Here is a 22,625-nt window from a genome sequence, read left to right as displayed (position 1 = left end):
ATGGAAAATAGGGTTAGTTTTATGAGGGGCTTGCAAGTTTTAATTTTTACTTCTTAAGTATGGTTTTTGAAAAAAATGTATTTTTTACATAGCTTTAAAGTTTTAGTACTTATTTTTTTATAAAGTCTTTTGAAATCTATAAGAAATCTAAGCTTAAGTTTAATATTTATAATTTGCCTAATAAATCTAGAGTTAAATCCATTAAATTTTTCTTCAAGCTCTTTATACTAGTTTAAAATTCCCCTAATAAATCTAAAGCTTCATTAGCCATATATAAAATATTATTTTGGATATTAGTAGGGTTTCTAATCTCTTCTTTTGAGTACCATTTTAATAACTTAGATTCTCCTGATGCTGGCTTAGTTTCAAAGGATTCTGATGTAGCATAATAAACAAAATCTATATGATAATGCTCAGGGGCTACTTCACCTAAAATTGTGTGCATTGGGTTTATTAAAAGTTTTTCATTTGAAAAATTACAACTTTTCTTTAGTTTTTCATTAAATGGATTGTATATTTTTATGTTTAATCCAGATTCTTCATAGGCCTCACGAATACAGGTTTCTTCAGGTGATTCATTAAGTTCTATATGACCACCTAGAGGAAGTATTTTTTTAGCTTTTTTATGTAGGTGTAATAATACCTTGTCCTTGTGAACTATAAATATTGAAACAGTGAAATGCTTATCCATATAATTGTCAACTCCTAAAAATTACTATATATTTATTATAACAAGATTTTTTATATGATAAATAAAATTTAAAAATAAGGAAAGTGGTGATTGTTTGGATAAACAATATAAGGTAAGTATAGAATTTGAGGATATAAAAAGTAATAAAACCTTAAAAAGTTATTTTCGTGAAACAAAAAATTATGATGATTTATCTGAAAGTTTTAAAAAGAGCTCTTTGGCTTTATTAGCTTTAGTACTTATTACTAGTATTATTATTGGTTTAGAAGACAAGTTATTTTCTATTAAAGGGATGGTTGACTTAATTTTTATATCAATATTGTATTATTTAGTTTATATTATTTTTTACTTTCTACAAAAATTTAAATTGAATAGATTAAGTAAAGAAAATTTAATTCAGTATTACCAATATTTAATTGGAGAATTTAATGTGATATTAAAGGATAAAAAATTATATATGAAGTCAGAATGGAAGGATATTACTTTGAATTTAAGTGGATGCCGTGTTAAAAATGACGAGGATTCAATTGTGTTTATTGAAAAGAGTGGGTTTATAGTTATGTTCCCTAAAAATAAATTTGAAAACTTTGATGAATTTAAAGAGGAGATAATTTCAATGAGGGGGAATAAGAATGCATAATATAAAACGTAATAATACTTTAAAAAAAGGTAAACTTAGAAAGCTAAAAATGACTTACGATTTTAGTCTTTTCAAAACTACATATATGATTGAAAAGTGGTTTTTAATTATTATGTTTTTAATTTTATCTTTTTTATTGGTAAAAGTTTTTGCAGGTACATTGGTAGATTTACTTAAGTTAAGCAAAGTACACAGTTATATACTATATATAATTTCTATGATTTTAGTTTTTTATAGCATATACGAAATAAATATCATGGCAACTAAAATAAAATATTCTAGAAAATTATTTGGTTCTTTAGGGGAAAGGGATTATCTTAAGAAAGAAAAATTAGATTTATCAAATAAAAATTATATAAAAGTATATAGTGATAAGGTAAGTTATAAAATTCAATATTATGGATTAACAGAAGTTAAAATTGTAGGAAGAAAAATAAGTATAAATTATATGAAAAATGGTAAAAAAGGATTGATTTTTTTTAAACCAGGTGATGAAAATATAAAGGGAATTATGAATCTTATAAATAAAAACTGGGAAAGAAGTATTAAAAATGAAGGGTAAAAAGAGAGTAACATTAATAGATGAGTTTTGGGAGGATAAAGATGTATTTTGAGAAGGATTATATAAAGAGACTTATAACTGCAGCTAGCAATATGCTAATTGCAATAACTTCAGGTAAGGATGCTGTAAAGAGCAACATAGAAGATGATAATTATGATATGAAACTTTCAGAAGATGATTTATTAGAAATAATGATTAGAAAGTATTTAGAGGAAGGCAAGATAAATAAGGCAGAGAATTTGATATTTGATTCATTAGAATCTCATGTGAGCAAAAGAAACTATGAAATAGCCTTGAAATTTTATGATGAAATAAATAACTATAGTGATGAAAGGTTAGATAAATGTAATTTTTCAAGAAAAGAGATAATAGAGGGACTAGAGGAATTAAAAATATTAGGAATGAGAGTAGAATAGTAATAAAGTCTTAGGCAATATGATCTTATAAATAAAAACTTAGAAAGAAGTATTAAAAATGAAGGGTAAAAAGAGAGGAACAGTATTATCAATACAAGGAGCCATGGCAGTTGGCAAGACAACTGCCTTAAAGCATTTAGAAAGTAAAAAACTAAATGTAAATATTGTTTATGAAGATAATTCAAAAGTTATTGAGGAGATTAAAAATAGAGGGTTAAATAAGGATGTATTTGAAGAATATATTGAAATACAAAGGCTGTGGATAAGAAATGAAATTGAAAGAGGAAAGAATGCAAAAAAGTATGGCTTTTCAATTATGGATTATGGCGCTGAAGAAATAGAATTTTACACATTAAACTATCCTAAGAGTAAGGGATTAGACTGGAATGTTTACGAAAGACTTCATAAGGAATTAGAGGAATTGAGAAAATTTATGCCAGATAGAATTTTGTTTTTAAATGGGAAAGATGAAACCTTATACAGAAATAAAGAAAAAGATAAAACACGCTCAAGAAACTTTTTTGATTACCAGATTAATAACTTATTGCCTTTAAAAAAGGATTGGTTACTAAAAAATAATAATGTAGATGTTTTAAATGTAGACAACCTATCTAAAGAAGAAGTAGGAGAAAAACTTTATGAATGGGTTAAATCATTAATTTGATATTTAAAAATAGTTAATTTAAGTTAAAAGATGAAAATAATAAGTATTAAATATTTATTTGTCTAAAATTTTGTTGAATAAAATCTATATTTATATTAATATGTTATATGGAATAAAATTAAATTAATAAGCATACTTTTGAATTAGGTGTATAAAATGCTTAATAGGGAATTTAGTTAAATGCTAAAGCTGCCCCCAGCAACTGTAAGTAACTTTTCTTTAGTGATATACCACTGTGAGTTTTCATGGGAAGGTACTAAAGAGAGTGAGTTATGAGCCAGGAGACCTGCCTTTTTCAACTTAGAGTATCTTTCTGGGGAAAGAAACAAGGAAACTGATTAGCTTTTATATAGGGTTAATATAGAGTGCTTAAGAGTAAATTAATATATTTAATGTGATTATTTAAGTCTTATTCATTTTAAATTAAATTTTGTTCATAATTTATTATAATTGATTATAAAATGAACTTTTTATGAGAATATGAAGTTTGATTTTTTATTAATAAATTATTTATTATAATTATGAAGTCTGTTTTTTTTTTTTGAAATTATAAAGTTAAAACTTTTATTTAAGGAAATTTAAAATATCATATTAAATATGTTTAAAACTTAAAAAGGGCATTTTTATTAATTCAAGATTAAAAAATTTATATAATTGTTTATAATATATAAATTAAAAGCTTGTTTTAAAATTTGAAATAGTTTTAATACAATCAGATAATAACTTGTATATTCCTAGATAGATATTCATTGTGAATGTCTATTTTTTATGCTAAAAATTATTTAAGCATCTATAATTTAGGAGGAAAGGTGAAAAATGAAGAGTAATTTTAAATTTAAAAAGTTATTGTCAGTATTTACGTTCTTGATTTTCTTTATGAATTTATTCACACCGACTGCAGTATTTGCAGCAGAGAATAGTAAAAATACTGGAACAATAACTTTATCAATTGAAAGAAGAGTTTTAGGAGAAAGTGATATCTTAAAACCTACTAAAGAAAATATAACCGTAGGAGAAAAGGCATCCGTAGCCATAGATAAGATACTGAAAAATCTTAAGATAGAATATAAAAGTACAGGAACCTTAGATAAAAACTTTTATATATCAGGAATAAAAACTCCAGAGGGAGATTTCTTATCAGAATTTGACCATGGTTCAGTAAGTGGATGGAAATACTCAGTTAATGGAGTTTATCCAAATGTAGGAATGTCTGACTACACATTAAAAAATGGAGATGTAGTAAGACTTCAATATACAGCTAAGGATATGGGAGAAGATATTTTAGTTGTAGATAAAATAGACAAGTTAAGAAGCAAACTAAATGAAGCAGAGAAAATCTCTAAAGATAAATATACAGAAGAAAGTTTTAAAAAGCTTCAAGATGAAATAACTACAGTTAAAAAAGAAATCCCTACAAATGAACAAATAGGACAAATGATGTCTGTTGAATTAGGAAATGGGGATTGTGATACAAAAGCTTATGGAGAGAAGATGGATAAGCTTTTAAATGATTTAGAGGCTTCAATAAAAGGTTTAGTAGTTAAAAAAGAAGAAGTAGTAGTACCAGATGTAAAGCCTTCATTTGATTTAGATATGTTTAGTAATTGGGATCAACCAAATCCTAATACAGTTTATTTAGCAGAAGGACAAAAATCAATATGGGCAAGAGTTGTAAGACTTGGTGATTCTGATCTTAAACCAGTTTTATTTGATGGAAAAGAAGTTCCTGTAAAAGGACAATATGGACTAATAAACATAACACCAGGAATACATGAATTATCAGTTATTAGATGGGGAAGTCGCTATCCAATATCAATAACTTGTAAAACACTTCCTTATAAAATAGAAGGAAATCCAGTACCAGGTGGAACAGTAACTGTTGATTTTAATGGAATGGTTGAAGAAGCCATGAAAAATGGTTCTGATTATAAATTAAAAGAAACAACTTTAGAGTTTAATACTAATATTCCAGGTTTAAAAACTGTAAGTTCAGAAACCTTAAAAGGTGCGCCTGTTAATAGAGAAAAATTATCAAAGGTAACATTTAAAATTCCAAATGATACAGAGCCTGGTGAATATCAATTAACTAATGGTGGAATAAGACAATCTTGGGGAGGTCTTTCATATGGAAAAGAAGCCTTTAGAGGAAAGTTTTCAGTATTCCCAACTATAAACTTAAAAATAAATCCTAAGGTTGATTTAAGCAAGGCTTATTCATTAGATTTAAGCAAATGGAGTGAGTTTGATAAGGTATATACTTTAGAGGATTCAGCCTTATTAAAACTAGAAGGAGTTAAAGCTTCATCAAAGGTTTTATTAAATGGACAAGAAGTTTCTCCAATTGGTGATGTGTATGCAGTAAAAATGCCAGTTGGTGAAAACAATTTAAGTGTAGATGGTAAAACTTATAAAATAGTTTGTAAGAAAATAAGCTATTCAATAAGCAATGCAAATGCTATAGTTCCAGGTAGTGAGGTTACAGTTAGATTTAATGGATTAGAAGAATCATTTTCTTACATTCCAGGAGAATATAACTCACAAGAATTAAAGACAGTATATACTACAAACTTAAAAGGTCTTGAAAAAGTTTCATCAAAATCTGCAGGAAATCATACTTATGTAGATAGAAATAAACTAAACACAGTAACTTTTAAAATACCTAATGATGCTAAACCAGGAACTTATACCATGAGTAATGGTTCAATATATCAATGGTGGTATGGTAATGATATAAATGGGGCAACTGAAAAGAATTGGGCTTATGAAAAGAATTTTTCAATATTACCTAATATAAGTTTTAAAGTTAGAGATTCTATTCCGCAGGACAAGGAAGCACCAAGTATATCAGCAAATTTAACTGATAATTCAACTGTTTCAAAAGGGAAATTAAGCTTTAGAGTAGTAGTAAGCGATAATGTTGATTCAACTATAATCCCAGTTGTTAAGTTAAATGGAAAAGAACTTGAGGAAAGTAAATCAGGAGAATATACTGTAGATTTAAATGAGGGTGCAAACAAGATTGATATAGAAGCAACCGATAATGCTGGAAATAAATCTACTAAATCATATACAATAAACTATAAGGTTAAATTAAGACCAGGTGCAGGAATAATTGTTGATTCTTTAAATCTTGTTTTAGAAAGTGGAAAAACTCATCAGATAATAGCTGTTGATTCACCAGATGTAAGAAGTAATGAAAATGATGAAACTGCAAGAATGACATACTCTGTTGTTAAAGGAAATGAAGTTATTAAAGTAAGTAAGACAGGTTTAATAACTGCTTTAAAACCAGGAGTAGCAGAGGTAAGTGTTAGATATCCAGGACTTGAAACACCAGCGTTAATAAGCGTATATGTTACAGGAGAAAATAAAGGAATTGGTCCTAAAATAATAACTTCAATAAAAGAAAATAAATACGATACTTTATATTATACAGGTGATAACTATGATTATAGCTTCACAGTAGATTCAAGTGATGCCCATATAAATGTTTTATTTAATAATAAAGAAGTTATAAAAGATAACCAAGGAAGATATAATATTAAGCTTAAAGAAGGGTATAACGTAGTAAGTATTACTGCAAGTAAAGGAGATAAAACTTCTTATGAATCATACACTTTAAAAGCTAAAAAATTAGGAATAAACATTTCAAACTTAACAAATCCAGGAAAAGCAATAGTTCAAGGAGATAAGGTTAAGATAAGTTTTAGTGGATTAGAAACTCCAGTTCCAAAGTTTTTAAGAGTTTATAATCCAAAGAGAACAAGAGTAGAATATAAAACTGATATGCCAGGTGCTACTAATATATATGGTGCAGCAAGCCAGTATAATATAGCTACAAAGAATGCAATAGAATTTACTGCAAGCACAGCAGGTACTTTTAATTTCACAGGTGGAAATATAGAGGAATCTTGGTGGGGAGATAAGTTATTTAGTGAAAGAGAAATAGCAGGAGAAGGCCCAAATTTAAATGCAGATGTTAGAGAAGGAAACTTCTCAAGTTTACCAAACTTTAAGTTAGAAGTTTTAGAAAATAAGAATTATAAAAATCCATATACAGCTGAAATTTTAAATAAAGAACCAATAAAAGCTGGAGATGAGGTTACTTTAAAAATAAATAACCTTGAAATGCCAGATAAAAACGCGGGACAAATAATAGAAGCTGAAACAATATTTAATACTAATATTCCAGGATTAAATGAAATAAAATCAGAAGATGGCGCAAAAGATAGCAAGAACCTTCAAACTATTAAGTTTAAAATACCTGAGGGAACTAAAGCTGGTACTTATACTATTACAAATGGTAGAGTATTTAAAGAGTGGCAACCAAGTATTCTTTATGTGGATTCAGAATTTTATAAGGGAGAATTGCCAGTTATTAAATTAGTTGTAACAGGTAATGAGGTTAAACCAGATGTAAAACCTGAACCACCAGTTGTAAAACCAGATGTTAAGCCAGAGAAACCAGAGGTTAAACCTGATAATAAGCCAGTTGATGTTGTTAATCCATCTAAATCTTTAGATGAAGCATTAAAGAGTGCAATAAACTGGACTGTATCAAATGTTAAAAATCCAACTTTTGGAAATGAATGGGATATACTTGGATTAGTAAGATCTGGAATGTTTAATGATAAAGCTTACTTAAATACTTACTATAATAATTTAGTAAATGTAGTTAAAGAGAAAAAAGGAAATTTAACTAGAAATAAATATACAGAGTACTCAAGAACAATAATAGCATTAACAGCTTTAGGAAAAGATCCTAAAAATGTTGGTGGATATAATTTAGTTGAAAAACTTTATAATTATAAGAATGTTTCAAAACAAGGATTAAATGGTGTTATATTTGCTTTAATAGCTTTAGACACAAACAACTATGAAATACCTAAGGATGCTACAAATTCAAGAGAAAAAATGATAGATACAATATTAAAAGCACAGCTTAAAGATGGTGGTTTTGCATTATCAGGAAATGTTGGAAATGTAGATTTAACAGGAATGGCAATACAAGCTTTAAGCAAATATAAAAACCAAGAAAATGTTAAAGCTTCAATAGACAAAGCTTTAGATTTCTTATCAAAAGCTCAGTTAAATGATGGTGGATACATGAGTGACTCAGTTAAAAATGTAGAAGCATCAGTTCAGACATTAGTTGGATTAACTTCTTTAGGAATAAATCCAAAGAGCAAAGAATTTGTAAAAGGAAAAAATTGGATTGTGGCTGATATAATTAGCTTCATGAATAATGATGGTGGATTTAAACATTCATTAGGAGAAATTTCATCTAATGATATGGCTACAGAGCAAGCTATGTATGGTTTAGCAGCATATAAAAGATATTTAGAAAATAAAACTCCTTTATATGATATGAGTGACGTTGTAATAGATAATAACTCAGGAAATACTGAAGATGGAAACAACTCAGGTAATAATGGAGAGGTTATAAAACCAGATAACTCAGGAAATAATAGTGATAATAATTCTGGAAACACATCAAATAGTGGAAGTTCTTCAAATTCTGGAGCTTTAAGACCTAATAATAATTTAAGTTCATCAAATGGAGTAAGTTCAAATAATGGAACTTCATCAAATACAAATATTAAGCCATCACATAATAATGTGGTAAACAATGGAGTTTCATCAAATGGAAATGGAAGTATTTTATTAAGTGAAAATGGAAATGCCTCATTAAATGGAAACAATAAAGTAAATAATAAAGTAAATAATAAAGTTTCTTCAAATGATAAAGTTTCTTCAAATAGTAAAGTTTATTCAAATGAAGGAAAAGAAACAAGCGCTTCAAATTTAAAAGCTGAAAATAAGGAAGCTAATGAAGAGAATGCTAAAGTTGATGAATCAAATAAAGAAGCTTCAAATGGAGTAAATACAATAAATAACTCAGATAATAATGAAAAAGAGAATGGTGCAACAAACACAATTACTGGAAATCAAAAACAACCATTAAGCAATTTCCAAGTTGTACTTATAACATTAGCTTGTGTATGTGTTTTACTAGTATTAAAAGAATTAATAGTAAGACAATATAAAAAGAAAAAAGAAGCTAAGTAAAACTTAAAGTAAATATATTCTTACTATAAATTTAGTTTGAATTTTATATTTAAGTTTTAATAAATAAGGAGAAGTTGATATGAAGAAGATTATAGGGCTTTTAATAGCTGCTATTGTTTTGATTGGCGTTGCCTTTGGTATTAATCAAAATAAAGAAAATGTAGTAGCTAATAAAGCAGTAGTTGAAAGTGGAAACACTAATAAAACTAATAGTTCAGATAAATCTTCAACTAAGGATCAGGTTAAAGAACAACCTCAAGATAAGAAAGATGATTCAAAAGATAGTAGTAAGGAAAATAAAGAAGAGAAGCAAAATACAGAAAAGCCAAAGGATAGTAAAGAGGGTAATAAGGTAGAAAAAACTTCTCCACAAAGTGAGAAAAAATCAGATTCCACTACTAATAATGATAAAAATACTTCTAAAACCACTGTGGATAATAGTAGTAAGATAAATACTAATACTTCAAATAACTCAAATTCAAATGTAAAAGTTGATGAAGCTAAGAAGGAAGAAGCACCAAAAAAAGAGAACAAGGAAACTGTAACAATTTCAATTAAGGCTAATAAGGCTATTGATTATGGAATTAGAAAGGAAGATGGATTTTCACATCTTCCTTCAAATGGTGTAATATTAGGAACTACAAAAGTTGATATAAAAGACGGTGAAAATGTTTTTGATGTATTAACTAAGGTAGTGCGTCAGCATAATATACAAATGGAATATACAGGGGCAGGAAGTGCTATTTATATTCAAGGAATAGATAATTTATATGAATTTGACTGTGGAAAATATAGTGGATGGATGTATGAAGTAAATGGAGTATATCCAAACTATGGGGTTGGAGCATATAAGTTAAAAGATGGAGACAAAATAGTATTTAACTATACTTGTGATTTAGGAAAAGATTTAGGTGCATAAATTCTATAGAGAATTATAAAAATTAGGAAGGCTTAAAGTTTATAAGCCTTCCTAATGTTATTTTAACTTAATTAATATTTATATAGGAGAGAAAGGAGTGAGTTTATGAAAGTTCATAAGGAAAGGGCTTTTTCAATATACCATCCTATAGTGAGTTTTACTTACTTTTTAATCGTGATAATAGCTTCAATGTTTTTTATGCATCCAGTTTTCATAGCTATATCACTTGTATGTAGCGTTATATATGCTTCTTTGTTAGATGAGGATAAAACTGAAAAAATATTTTTGTTTGGACTTATGACAGCTTTAGGAATAGCTATTATAAATGTGATTTTTGTACATAGAGGGGCAACTGTTCTTTTTTATTTAAGAGAAAATCCAGTAACTTTTGAATCTCTTATGTATGGAGTATGTTCTGGAGGAATGATGCTTTCTGTGGTTTTGTGGTTTAGTTGTTATAATGAAATCATAACATCAGAGAAGTTTTTATATATATTTGGAAGATTAGTTCCTTCCATAGCTTTAATGATAAGTATGACTTTAAGGCTTATTCCAAAGCTAATAAATCAAACTAAAATAATAGCAGCTTCACAGAAAACTATGGGTTTAGATTGTTCAAGTGGTCCTTGGATTAAGAGGGCTAAAAGTTCTATGAGGATTTTATCAATATTAGTTACCTGGGCCTTAGAAGATGGGGTAGAGACAGCAGATTCAATGAAGGCTAGAGGATATGGATTAAAGGGAAGAACAAACTTTTCCATATTTGTTTTTACAAAGAGAGATGGAATAATGCTTGCCTTTATAATAATTATTACAATAATTTTAGGAGTGGGTTATTTAATGGGAATTTCAAGTTTAAGGTTCTATCCTAAAATTGCCCGTATTCCATTTAACTTTAAATCAATAGTAGTTTATGTAGCATTTTTTAGTTTAGGAATTATGCCAAGTCTTTTAGAAATTATGGAGGACATAAAATGGAAGCAATTAAAGTAAGTAATCTAAGTTTTTCATATCCTAAGGAGGAAAAGAAAGCTTTAAATAATATAAACTTATCCATAAATGAAGGAGAATTTATTTTAGTTTGTGGAGCATCAGGAGGAGGAAAGAGTACTTTATTAAAACACTTAAAACCAGAGCTTACGCCTTATGGAGAAAGAAATGGAGAGGTTGTTTATTATGGAGAAAATCTTAAAAATTGTGATTTTAGGAAGACATCAAGTGAAATTGGATATGTTCTTCAAAATCCAGAATCTCAAATAGTAACAGATAAGGTGTATCATGAATTAGCATTTGGATTAGAAAATTTAGGAGTAGACACTCAAACTATTAGAAGAAGAGTTGCAGAAATGAGTAGTTTTTTTGGAATACAAGGATGGTTTAGACGAGATGTTGTGGAATTATCAGGTGGACAAAAACAACTTTTAAATCTTGCTTCAATTATGGTTATGCAACCTAAGGTTTTAATATTAGATGAACCAACATCACAATTAGATCCAATAGCAGCCAAAGATTTTCTAGACACTTTAGTTAGAATAAACAGAGAATTATCAACAACAATCATAATAACAGAACATAATTTAGAGGATATATATCCTGTGGCAGATAAGGTTATTGTTATAGATAATGGAAATTTATTAGCTAGTGGAACACCTAGAGAGGTGGTTGAAATTTTATGTGAAGATAGTAAAAAGCATAAAATGTTTAAAGCACTTCCAACACCAACTAGAATATATAAGGAACTTAGAAATTTAGAGGATAAATTTAATGGGGAGATACCTCTTGATGTGAGAAGTGGAAAGAGGTGGATTAAAGAATTATTAGGAGAAGGATTAAAGGTCAAAAGTTTAAATAAACCTTCTAATAAAATATTAACTGAAGAAATAGCTATTGAGCTTAAAGATATATGGTTTAAATATGATAAAACAAGTGAACCAACTATTAGCCATCTTTCTTTAAAGGTTAAAAAAGGAGAGTTCTACTCTATATTAGGAGGGAATGGAACAGGAAAAAGCACAACCCTTTCAATTATTTCAAATCAAAGAAAGCCTTTTAAGGGAAAGGTTATTATTAATGGACTTCCTATTAAAAAGTATAAAAATAACTCACTTTATAAAGAAAATTTAGGAGTTCTTCCTCAAAACCCTCAGTCTTTATTTGTTTTTGAAACTGTTAAAGAGGATTTAGAAGAGGTCTTTATCTTTGACAAGTTAGAAAAAATAGAAGTTGAAAGAAGAGTTTTAGATATAGCAGAGAAATTAAATATAACAAATCTTTTAAATAAGCATCCTTATGATTTAAGTGGTGGGGAGATTCAAAGGGCTGCCTTAGCAAAGGTTTTACTTTTAAATCCTAAAATACTTCTTTTAGATGAGCCAACTAAAGGATTAGATGCTTATTCTAAGGAAGAAATAGGGGATTTATTGTTGAAACTAAAGAAAGATGGGATGACTATACTTTTAGTAAGTCATGATATAGAATTTTGTGCTAATTATTCTGATAGATGTGCTATGTTTTTTGATGGAAGCATTGTTTCAGAAGGAGAACCAGTTGAATTCTTTAGTGGAAATAATTTTTACACAACAGTAGCCAATAGAATGACTAGGGATATATTTAAAGAGGGAATAACTTGTGATGATGTGGTTAAGTTATGCAATCTAAATTTAAATTAAATATAAAATTAAATATGTTTAGAGAGGAGGTGACTGTTGCTCAAAATCTATAAAAGGATCTTAATATTTTAGGGCTTATATATTTGGTTCTGTTTAATGAAATTCTAAACTGCCTGTTAAGATTAGCGTAAATACCTATCTAAAATAAACACTAGTTTAAAACAGAACTATAGATTTTTGGCAACAGAATTAATAATTGAGTAAAGAAAATAAAAGTAATTTGAGAAAAAGATTATTAATTAGCTTAATATTAATACTTATAGTTTTTCCTGTAGCTTTGATATTTTATAGTTTATATGATAATAGAAGCTATGGATTAATAAGTATATTTTTAATAATATTAGCTATGATTCCATTTTTGATGATATATGAAATGAAGAAACCACAAGCTAGGGAATGGATTCCTCTTGCTGTCATGGCAGCTATAGGGGCAGTAGGGAGAGTTGCCTTTGCACCACTTCCAAGCTTTAAACCAACATCAGCCATAGTTATAATAACAGCCAGCGTATTTGGACCAGAGGCTGGATTTTTAACAGGAGCAATATCTGCCTTAGCTTCAAATTTATTTTTTGGGCAAGGGCCTTGGACTCCTTGGCAAATGTTTTCTTGGGGATTAATAGGATTTTTAGCAGGATTATTCTTCAAGTTTAAAATAATAAAAGGAAAGAAAAGTTTGTGTTTATTTGGATTCTTATCAGGATTTTTATTTGGATGGATAATGAATATATTCACAGCAGTTAGTTTTGTTTACGATTTTTCATGGAAAGCATTTTTTGCCCTTTATATATCAAGTTTTTGGTTTGATTTTACCCATGGATTTGCAACTGCAGTATTCTTATATTTTTTATATACACCATGGAGTGCTAAATTAAGAAGAATAAAGGTTAAATTTGGACTTATAAATGAGGTGTAGGCTTTACTAGATTACTTAGAGAGTAAGCTTATAAATTTAGATGTAGAAATTTAATGTTTCAATATTTAATCAAGTGTTTGTTTTTATAAGTTAGCATTGGTTAAATTTAAGAAAAATTAAATTTTTAGTATCTATATAATTAAAAAATAAGTTAAAATATAAAAAAAGAAAATCTATGAAAAATAATCCTCATAGATTTTCTTTTTTTATATTATTATGGAGTAAGATATGTTCAAACTTTCACAATTTAAATTTTTTGTTAGATTTAGGGCTTCAAATTTTTTATTGCAAAATGTTTAAACTTCACAATTTAAATGAATTTAATATTTAATTAAGTTAGTGAGAAATAATGGGAAATTGGACTCTTTATTTTTTATAAGTGTGGCGTGGTAATAAAAGTGTAAAATTTAAGCTAAAAGAATTTTTGTGGTTTTATGACCAAAGGTAGTTCAATAGTAATCAAAAAGCGTGCCTTCAACATTAGGATTTCCTACATAAAGTCTTTTAGCTACTAGGGGTAAATGAAGTATAAATATTTGGCATAAAGATAAGATTACTATATAAAAAGAAATATCAAAGTTTTTATTTATAGTGCTAAAGGAGAATATATTAGATCCTATAAATAATATAAACATAGAAAGTATATTTAAGTTGGTAAAATTTTTAGAGGATTCCCTATTACGTATATTTTTATCTGCATAAAGATTAAAGAGGAACACAGCTATTATTATGGAAAGGTAAATGTATGAAATTTTAAAATATAAATCAAATCTTTCATTTACCCAAAGAATAAAATCATTATTAATATGGCTATTTATCTCCACTGTTTTAGTAAGTTTATTAAGCATAATTCCTTTAAGAAAAATAGAAGCAAATATTCCTAAAGTCATCATGAACACTGAGTAAATTATAAAAAGTTTTTTATTAGCTGATTTATTGCTGTTTCCTAAGTAAAAACTAAGTCCTATTAATATAAAAAAAGCTATAAGATAAATTATAATCACCTCATCTCTAAAATACATTTATTTCCAAATATTATAACATTAATAAGAAGTATTTACAATTGAATTTAAAATATCAAAAAAAGACTATGCTTTAACTAAAGTTTATAGAATTATTAATTTTCTATAAGTGGTGAATAGTTAACAAACATAGTCTAAAAAATAAAATTATTTTTAACTTAACTTTTGTTAATTGAACTTTTTAGATATTAAATAGAAACTCTCTCTGCACAATTGATTAGGTTTAAAAGAGTAGCTAAAATCAACAATCTACTAAAACAGAAACAATAAAACAAATTTTGTATAGATATAAATATAGGTAAACACTATAATAATTAAACAACTAGCATATGACTAGCCATAACCTCTTCAGCTTCACATTTTCCATAGTTTATTATAAGAGAATTTTCCTCATTAGCATAAATAGCTATCCTATTTTTAACTATTTTTGGTATTTGAATATCCTTACAAAGAGGACATTGTTTTACAGGAGCATTTATAGCTTTAATAGTAAGACCATTAATTTCAATTTCAACATCCTTATATACAAGTTTTAAATACTTATTACACTTTTTACATTTAAACATGAAATACCTTCCTCACAAACAAATTAGTATTAAAATATAACTTCTAAATTAATTATAGAGCACTATAAATGAATTTTATAGAAAAAAATGGAAAATTAAAAAATGGTTTACTTAAGGTTTACAAATGGGTTTTATGATGAATATTTTATATAATATTATTTGTTTTATTTAATTAAATTTATGTTAGTTTTTTGAAGTTGTATTTAGAAAATGGAAAATAAAATTAATATTTTAACGAAATTAAAAGTTAGAGAGAATTAATATATATAAAATAAATATTTAAGAGGTAAAATCTAATTTTTTGTACAAATAAGGATATTGTTTTAAAATTTTAAGAATGGTAAAATCAAAGTATATCGATTAGTATTAATTTATATTGTGTATATGGTTATGTGCAGAATGAAAAGCTATTCATAAAAATGAATAGCTTTTCATTTTTGGGTTTTATTTAAAATCATAATCATTTAATCATTAATTTAAAATAAATAATATAAATTAACATATAAAGTAAAGAAGGCTATACCAGTATATTTTTTATAAATATGGAAAGTTGGTATAGCATTTCTTTAATTAAAAAGGCATATAGAAAATTTTAGAGAAATTAAGACTTTTAGGAGGTGATGAACATCACAAAATTTTATCTTAATTTCTTAGGGTACAATACTAGATTTCCCATAAATTAATATTATATACTTAAAGGTTAAACTAATTTAGAAACTAAGAATATTATATTACAAAGTATTTGACAAGAAATAATAATAAGTGTAAAATAGTTCGCATAAGAACAAATAAGTTCTAATGCGAACTATTTATATGTTAAGTTATAAAATAATAAAACGTAAATTTAGTGGATAAAAAAATAAATGATGTTTTTATAGTAGATAGGAATTTTTAAGGACTTAGTTTTAACTTTATAAATGAAAGGTAGGAGTGATTACATATGGAAAATATTAAAAAATTTACACCTAGAGTAAGCAAGAAAACTTTGCTTTTAATAGCAGGATTAGTGTGGGGATTTGCAGGGTTTAGAGTTTTCACATTAGGTTTTGGAGATATTATTTCTCATCATGGAAATATGATTATAACTTTAGTATTTGCAGCTTTAGTATTTTTTGTGTTTTTTAAATTTATATTTAGTAAAATGTTTAAAAAACATACTACAAGAATAGTCAATAGTGAGCTTACTAAGCATTGTGCATTTTCATTTTTTGATTTTAAAAGCTATATAATAATGGGATTTATGATTTTTTTTGGTATAACAGTTAGAAATTTAGGAATATTTAATCCTTTTTATTTAGGAGCCTTCTATGTAGGTCTTGGAGCTGCTTTATTTATGGCTGGAGTTAGTTTTTTCTTAGGATTCTTAAGATTTGAGAATGTTAAAATTAAATTTAAAAAGTTAGTTTAATTAAAGAGCTTGAAAAGAGGGGAAAAAATGAATCATGATTCATTTGAAATAGCAATGCTTATAAAAGAAATACATTCAAGTACAATGGGAAAAGTAAGTGATGGAATGAGAAAAAGTGGACTTACTCATCAGCAGATTACTGTAATAAAGCTTATTGCTCATAAAGGAAAAATCACAATAAAACAACTTTGTGAGGATATGTCATTAGCTAAAGGAACGGTGTCTGGTATAGTTTCTAGGTTAGAATCACTTGGATATGTTAAAAAAGAAAAAGATGATAAGGATAAAAGAAATACTTATATAGTATTTTCAAAAGAAGGATTAAATTTTGTAAAAAACTTTAGATATGATATAAACAACAGTTTTGATAGTGTTTTTGAAAATTTTACTCATGAAGAGTTGAGAGATATAAGAGAAACATTATTGAAACTTAGAAATAAGATTAAGGAGTAATTAATTCCTTAATCTTTTTATTTTTATAAGAAATAAGGGAGGATGTATATTATTAAATTTTAATCAACTTTCTTATTTAGCAATAAATCAAAGTATTTATTTAAAACTTAGAGGGTGAAGGGTAAAAATCCTAACTTTTACGATGAAATTAAAATTAAAAAAGACAAAAAGGTTAAAATTTGGTTTGTAAGAAAAACTTCATTGATATATAATGAGTAAGGTTATTTTAAGATGGAGGAAACTTAGGGAATGGAACAGGAATTTGATATTGACTTTAAAAGATATTTAAATGATATTTTAGGAAAAGATCCTATTCATGATTTAGATGAAGAGGGAGAGTGTGAGGCTTACCTAGAAGTTGGAAGCAAGCTTTCTATAAATCTTATGGAGGATATGATAAGTCTTTTGACAGAGAGAGATAGTCTTTTAATTATTTTAAGGTTTCCAAGTGAATCAAAGAGAAGTTTTAAAGGCGTTACTAAGGGAAAAGTTAAGTTTGGATTTCAAATATTTAAAAAAGAAGAGTTTGATTTACATTATGATTTTGCAGGATTTACTTTATCTATAGAAGGGGCAGTAGAGTTTAGTGATATGAGATTAGATTTCAACTACACTCCAGATAGTTTTGAGTTTTCTAAATCATTAGATTATTCTTTGAATATAATAGCTGTAGATGATGAGAGTGTTATAAAAGCTATGAGAAATATAAGGCTTCCAAGAGAACTTTGCAAAATAATTAGAGAGTGGTATATAAATATAATATGTCAAGATTATAATAGAGAAATAGCATTAAGGGATATTGAAAAGCTAGATACTATACTATTTGATGGAATAACATCTAAACAGGTTGAAGAGAGCTTTAGTTTATATACTTTCACAGATAAACCAGAAAAAACAGCTTTGGATAAATACATAGATGACTAAAGGTTTAGAATTAATATTTAATATCACATAAAAGTTTTTGAAAGAGTAAGTTAGAAGTTTTATAGAGTTTATTAAAATAATTAATTATAGGTCCTAAAGATAGTTATTTATAGATTAATGGCGTAAAATCTCGTGGCTTTATTCCCAAGGTGGTTCGAAAATATTAAATAAAAAACATTAAAAATGAGATAATTTGTGATAAATTACAAATTATCTCTTAATTTATTTTTAGGTTTTTAAATTTGTTTACTTCTTATATAAAGTATGATAATATTGTTCTGAAAAAGGAAAATTAATACAAAAATGTGAAGGCTATTTTAATTTAAAAGTAGAAAATTTATATAAGGACTAGATTATAATTAGCATTTTGTAGGTGGTCCATAGTATATGTGGAGGCGAATTTAAATTTGAGTAAGGTTATTAAATTCTTAGTTGCAGGAGTATTTTCGACTTTCATTTTAGGAAGTCTTGTTGGATGTGGTAATTCAGAAGCTTCAAAGGCTGTAGCTAAGGGAAAAGAACTTATAAATGAAAAGGAATATGATAAGGCAGTTGTTTCTTTTGATATGGCATTAGATGCAGATCCTAAGAATAATGAGGCTAAAAATCTTAAAAAAATGGTGGAAGATTATTTAGATGCTGAGAGGGCTTTTAAAGCTGGTGAAATAGATAAAGCTCAAGTAAAGATTGAAGCTATTGGGAATAAGGATGATTCCTTTAAAGCATTTAAAAAAAGCGTAGATTCTTTAGAAAAAAGCATAGAAAATAAAGAACAATTTGATAAGAATTTAAAAAATGATATGGATAAGTTAAAAAAGTTAATAGTTGAAAAAAATTTTGAGGAAGCAAAACCACTATGTAAAAGCATAGAAGGAAGAGAATTAGATGAAGGACAAAAACAATGTTTTGAAAAAATAAAACTTAAATTAGCAGCTGAAATAGGAAAAAGTGAACAAGAAAAAGCTTCAGAAAGTTCAAATAATAAAGATATGAGTAGTACATAAGATAAGTACATAAAAAGTGAATAATATTGAATAATAAAAATTCTTATTTAGATTCTAGGTTTAAAAGATATAAATAAGAATTTTTTCATTAATTTAAAAGTACATGTAAATGGATTAATTTATTCTTATATTTTATTACTTGATAATAAGTGTTAAAGATTTTTTACCTTTCTATGACCACAGGCTGGGCATTTAAAAACTAGTTTATTTTTTTCATCATAGTCATAGGCAAATTTATTTTCTTCCATTTTCTCACCACATATTTCGCATATTTCTTTTTTGGTTTTATTTAAGTTATTTTTAATCATTATAGTAACTCCTTCAATAAATTAAGCTCTTTTAAAAGAGGTTTATAAATTAAAATTACTTTATTTGTGCTTTAACTTTAGTTATTAAGTTTTATCAAGGATAAATAGTAAATAAAGCAATATTTATATCTTAGTTATACTATAATTATTTATTTTCATCAAACAATGAGAATAGAGAGGTTAAATTTTTAATAAATATTGAATGGATATTATTTTGAGAAAATATATATAAATATATACCATAAACACTATATAAATTTGGTTTTACAGGGATAAATACAAGATTTTGCACTCTTTCAATAATTGGCAAAGTTTTACTGACTATGTTATTATATAAAAAGATAATAATAATTTGTTAATAGAATTAAAAAGTATGTTCAAATAAAATAATTTTTCTAGATGAAGGAGAGCAAGGAATGGGAATTACTACATATAAGACAATAAATGGAAATTTTGTGATTGATTCTAAAAAACTCAATGAAAAAGTTACGGAAGTTTATAAGACTTATGGCTTTGATCTTAATTTATATGAATTTGAAGATGAAGTGGACAAGGTTTTCTATCTTAGATATGCAGTTGCTAAGCTTAAGGAAGAATTAGTTGGCAAAAAAAATAAAAGTGATAAAGAAATACTAGCTGAAAATTGGTATGATAATATGAATGAAAAGTTTGGGCTAGGATGGAATAAAGAAAATGCTTGGTGTAAATATATTTCAGAAAAATATATAATTGCAGAGATTACTAAAAATGGGTTAGAGATACCTGAGGTTTATTTTGATACTAAGGTAGAGGCACTTATGGAGTTCTTAAAAATGGGGGCTTTAGATAATCTAAAAGTATTTAGAGGAACAGTTGTTTGTAAGGATATATGCGGAGAAGAGGTTTTAATATCCATTAAAAAACAAGATGAATATGTATTCCCACCATTTAGAGAAGGATTTTAAAAAGCTTTCTAATATAAAAATATAAGAATAAATTTATTTAAGGCTATATTAGAGTAAAATCTAATATAGTTTTTTGTTTAAGTAATTTTAGAATTTTTTTAGTAGAGTTGATTTTATGAGAGCTGTTATTATATATTTAACTAAAAAAAGATTAAAATTGTGAAGTATTAGATTTGTATCATCTTGTGGTTGACAATCAAAAATAATTTTCAAGAGAACAAAACTTAACACCAGAAGGTGCAAAGTATGTTCAGAATGCTATTTTGATACCAGTAGAAGAATAGCATAATTATATTTTAAGTACATTTTAAATTTTATAGAATAAATTAAGAACCAAGAAGCTATTTTGGAAGGATGCTTCTTGATTCTTTTATATTAATTATAACTAAATTAATAATTATAATTAGAAGGCTTGTTTAATTTTATTTTATTTAATCTTAGTTGAATCCTAGTAGTAAACCAACTTGGTAAACTAGAGTTGATAATACTAGAGCAACTACAAATGTGTAAATTGCAGAGAATATTGTCCATTTCATTGAGTTTGTTTCTCTCTTTATAGCACCTAAAGCTGCTAAACAAGGAGTATATAGTAGGGTCATTACTAAGAATGATACTGCTGAAAGTGGAGTAAATACCTGGTGAATAGTATTTATTAAAGCCTCACCTTCAGATACACCAGAATAAACCATACCCATTGTTGCAACAACAGATTCTTTTGCCAATATACCAGTGATTAATGATACACCAGCTTCCCAAGTACCATATCCAGCTAATGCGAATATTGGAGCAACAAATCCACCTATCATTCCAAGGAATGAGTGTTCACTATTTGGTTCAACTCCTAATGGGAATATTGATAATGCCCAAAGAACAATCATCATTGGGAATATAATCATACCAGCTTTCTTAAAGAAGGCACTTGCTTTTTCCCACATCAATAAAGAAACATTTTTTATTGATGGCATTCTATAAGCAGGCAATTCCATTATAAAGTAAGATGATTCACCTTTAAATAAAGTTTTACTAAATATTTTACCACTTATTAAGGCAACTATTATTCCTAAAACATATAAACTAAACAATACTAATCCTTGATGAGTAGGGAAGAATGCTTGTACAAATACTGCATATATAGGTAATCTAGCACCACATGATATAAATGGATTAATAAGTATTGCTATCATTCTATCTTTTTTATTTTCTAAAGTTCTAGTAGACATTATTCCAGGAACATTACATCCAACTGAAACTATCATAGATACAAATGTTTTACCATGAAGGCCTAAAGATCTCATAAGTCTATCCATAACATAAGCAGCTCTTGCCATGTATCCACTATCTTCTAAAAGACCTAGTAAGAAATACATAACCATGATTAATGGTAAGAATGAAAGAACGGCACCAACACCACCAAATAATCCATCATTTATAAATCCAACTAAAATTTCAGGAGCACCAATACTTTCAAACCATCCTGATACAATTACACCAACATTAGCAATAAGATCTCCAAACCAGTCTTGAATTCCAGCTCCAATTATGAATGTTAATTCATATAAACAGTACATTATAAGTGCAAATATAGGAATTCCTAAATATTTGTTTGTAACTATCTTATCTAATTTTTCAGTGAAAGTAACTTTCTTTTCCTTAGGCTGCTTTACATTACCTTGAGTAACTGAAGCTATGAAAGAATATCTTTTATCAACTATTGACATTTCAGCCTCAAATCCTATTTTTTCTTCAATTCTTTTGTTACTTTCTTCTAATTTAGCGAATATACTTGGAGAATTTAAATTTTTTACTATATCTTTCATATATTCATCATTTTCTAATAGCTTAAGAGCAGTCCATTCTACAGGAAACTCTAATTTTGATTTATGTTCTGTTAATACTTTAGAAAGATTTTCAATCTCAGTATCAATTTCTTCACCATATATTATTTCAAGTTTACCTGAACTTTTTTTAGTTTTTATAGCAGTTTCTATAAGGGAATTAATTCCTAGGTTTTTAAGAGCCGATGTTTTAACTATGGGAACACCTAAATTTTTAGATATTTTATTTGTATCTATATTTAGTCCTAAAGATTCTGCTTGGTCAATCATATTAAGAGCAATTACAACATTTGCTCCCATTTCTATAAGTTGAGTAGTAAGATAGAGATTTCTCTCAAGGTTTGTTGCATCTACAACGTTAATAACCACATCTGGGTGATCTTTCATTATATAGTTTCTAGCAACTATTTCATCCTCAGAGTAAGCACCTAAACTATACGTTCCAGGTAAGTCTACTACCTTATAGCTTTCTCCTTTAAATTTTAATGTTCCTTCTTTCTTTTCTACTGTAACACCTGGCCAGTTTCCTATATGTTGTCTTGACTTAGTAAGTAGGTTGAATAAACTTGTCTTACCACAGTTAGGATTACCAGCTAACGCAATTGTTAACATTAATTT

Annotated in this window: 18 protein-coding genes and 1 riboswitch; of the genes, 14 read left to right on the top strand and 4 right to left on the bottom strand. The window is 27.0% G+C overall.

The genetic code is table 11. The features are described 5' to 3' along the window. Positions 1–232 precede the first annotated feature (232 nt). Positions 233–691, bottom strand: coding sequence for an NUDIX hydrolase (locus Q1K13_RS03125; RefSeq protein ID WP_300347672.1), 459 nt, complete (start codon positions 689–691; stop codon positions 233–235). A gap of 94 nt (positions 692–785) precedes the next feature. Here Q1K13_RS03125 and Q1K13_RS03120 point away from each other — a divergent pair, with 94 nt between their 5' ends. From Q1K13_RS03120 to Q1K13_RS03080, 9 genes are all read left to right on the top strand, one after another. Beyond that, positions 786–1,331, top strand: a complete 546-nt coding sequence (locus Q1K13_RS03120) for a hypothetical protein (RefSeq protein WP_300347671.1) — start codon at positions 786–788, stop codon at positions 1,329–1,331. After that, positions 1,324–1,893, top strand: coding sequence for a hypothetical protein (locus Q1K13_RS03115; protein WP_300347670.1), 570 nt, complete (start codon positions 1,324–1,326; stop codon positions 1,891–1,893). Before Q1K13_RS03120 ends, Q1K13_RS03115 begins: the two co-directional genes overlap by 8 nt. Before the next feature lie 41 nt (positions 1,894–1,934). Beyond that, positions 1,935–2,309, top strand: coding sequence for a DUF6483 family protein (locus Q1K13_RS03110; RefSeq protein WP_300347669.1), 375 nt, complete (start codon positions 1,935–1,937; stop codon positions 2,307–2,309). Between the two features lie 58 nt (positions 2,310–2,367). After that, positions 2,368–2,973, top strand: coding sequence for a nucleoside/nucleotide kinase family protein (locus Q1K13_RS03105; protein ID WP_300347667.1), 606 nt, complete (start codon positions 2,368–2,370; stop codon positions 2,971–2,973). 128 nt (positions 2,974–3,101) lie between these two features. Beyond that, positions 3,102–3,281, top strand: a riboswitch (cobalamin riboswitch). Between the two features lie 508 nt (positions 3,282–3,789). Continuing rightward, a complete protein-coding gene (locus Q1K13_RS03100; protein WP_300347665.1) occupies positions 3,790–9,042 on the top strand; it encodes a DUF4430 domain-containing protein in 5,253 nt (1,750 codons plus the stop codon). A gap of 79 nt (positions 9,043–9,121) precedes the next feature. Beyond that, entirely contained in the window at positions 9,122–9,961 is an 840-nt protein-coding gene (locus Q1K13_RS03095; protein ID WP_300347663.1) for a DUF4430 domain-containing protein, read from the top strand. Between the two features lie 105 nt (positions 9,962–10,066). Further along, positions 10,067–10,954, top strand: coding sequence for an energy-coupling factor transporter transmembrane component T (locus tag Q1K13_RS03090; protein WP_300347662.1), 888 nt, complete (start codon positions 10,067–10,069; stop codon positions 10,952–10,954). Continuing rightward, positions 10,936–12,630: an ABC transporter ATP-binding protein gene (locus tag Q1K13_RS03085; protein ID WP_300347660.1), complete on the top strand. Its 1,695-nt coding sequence runs from the start codon at positions 10,936–10,938 to the stop codon at positions 12,628–12,630. The genes Q1K13_RS03090 and Q1K13_RS03085 overlap by 19 nt, the downstream gene beginning before the upstream one ends. 196 nt (positions 12,631–12,826) lie before the next feature. Further along, positions 12,827–13,543, top strand: coding sequence for an ECF transporter S component (locus tag Q1K13_RS03080; RefSeq protein ID WP_300347659.1), 717 nt, complete (start codon positions 12,827–12,829; stop codon positions 13,541–13,543). A gap of 1,336 nt (positions 13,544–14,879) precedes the next feature. Here the strand turns inward: Q1K13_RS03080 and Q1K13_RS03075 are convergent. Then, on the bottom strand, positions 14,880–15,131 hold the full coding sequence (locus Q1K13_RS03075; RefSeq protein ID WP_300347658.1) for a hypothetical protein: 252 nt from the start codon (positions 15,129–15,131) through the stop codon (positions 14,880–14,882). A gap of 940 nt (positions 15,132–16,071) precedes the next feature. Here Q1K13_RS03075 and Q1K13_RS03070 point away from each other — a divergent pair. The 4 genes from Q1K13_RS03070 (at position 16,072) to Q1K13_RS03055 (ending at position 18,920) form a co-directional block, all read left to right on the top strand. Next, positions 16,072–16,539 (top strand): hypothetical protein, encoded by a 468-nt coding sequence (locus tag Q1K13_RS03070; protein WP_300347657.1) that lies wholly within the window; start codon positions 16,072–16,074, stop codon positions 16,537–16,539. Between the two features lie 27 nt (positions 16,540–16,566). Next, positions 16,567–16,992: a MarR family winged helix-turn-helix transcriptional regulator gene (locus Q1K13_RS03065; RefSeq protein ID WP_300347656.1), complete on the top strand. Its 426-nt coding sequence runs from the start codon at positions 16,567–16,569 to the stop codon at positions 16,990–16,992. Positions 16,993–17,241: 249 nt separating this feature from the next. After that, positions 17,242–17,916 carry a hypothetical protein gene (locus tag Q1K13_RS03060; RefSeq protein ID WP_300347655.1) on the top strand — a complete coding sequence of 225 codons (675 nt, stop codon included), beginning with the start codon at positions 17,242–17,244 and terminating at the stop codon, positions 17,914–17,916. A gap of 407 nt (positions 17,917–18,323) precedes the next feature. Continuing rightward, positions 18,324–18,920 (top strand): hypothetical protein, encoded by a 597-nt coding sequence (locus Q1K13_RS03055; RefSeq protein WP_300347653.1) that lies wholly within the window; start codon positions 18,324–18,326, stop codon positions 18,918–18,920. Positions 18,921–19,072: 152 nt separating this feature from the next. Here the strand turns inward: Q1K13_RS03055 and Q1K13_RS03050 are convergent, their stop codons facing one another. Beyond that, positions 19,073–19,228, bottom strand: coding sequence for a hypothetical protein (locus tag Q1K13_RS03050; protein WP_300347652.1), 156 nt, complete (start codon positions 19,226–19,228; stop codon positions 19,073–19,075). Between the two features lie 416 nt (positions 19,229–19,644). On the opposite strand from Q1K13_RS03050, the gene Q1K13_RS03045 reads away from it, so the two are divergent. After that, entirely contained in the window at positions 19,645–20,172 is a 528-nt protein-coding gene (locus tag Q1K13_RS03045; protein ID WP_300347651.1) for a hypothetical protein, read from the top strand. A gap of 437 nt (positions 20,173–20,609) precedes the next feature. On the opposite strand, the gene feoB is transcribed toward Q1K13_RS03045, so the two are convergent. Continuing rightward, on the bottom strand, positions 20,610–22,619 hold the full coding sequence (feoB, locus tag Q1K13_RS03040; RefSeq protein ID WP_300347650.1) for a ferrous iron transport protein B: 2,010 nt from the start codon (positions 22,617–22,619) through the stop codon (positions 20,610–20,612). Positions 22,620–22,625 lie beyond the last annotated feature (6 nt).

The sequence above is a fragment of the Clostridium sp. genome (genome assembly GCF_029267215.1).
Classification (GTDB): domain Bacteria; phylum Bacillota; class Clostridia; order Clostridiales; family Clostridiaceae; genus Sarcina.
Note: the sequence above shows the minus strand (reverse complement) of the source record. Positions and strands in the feature narration are given on the sequence as shown.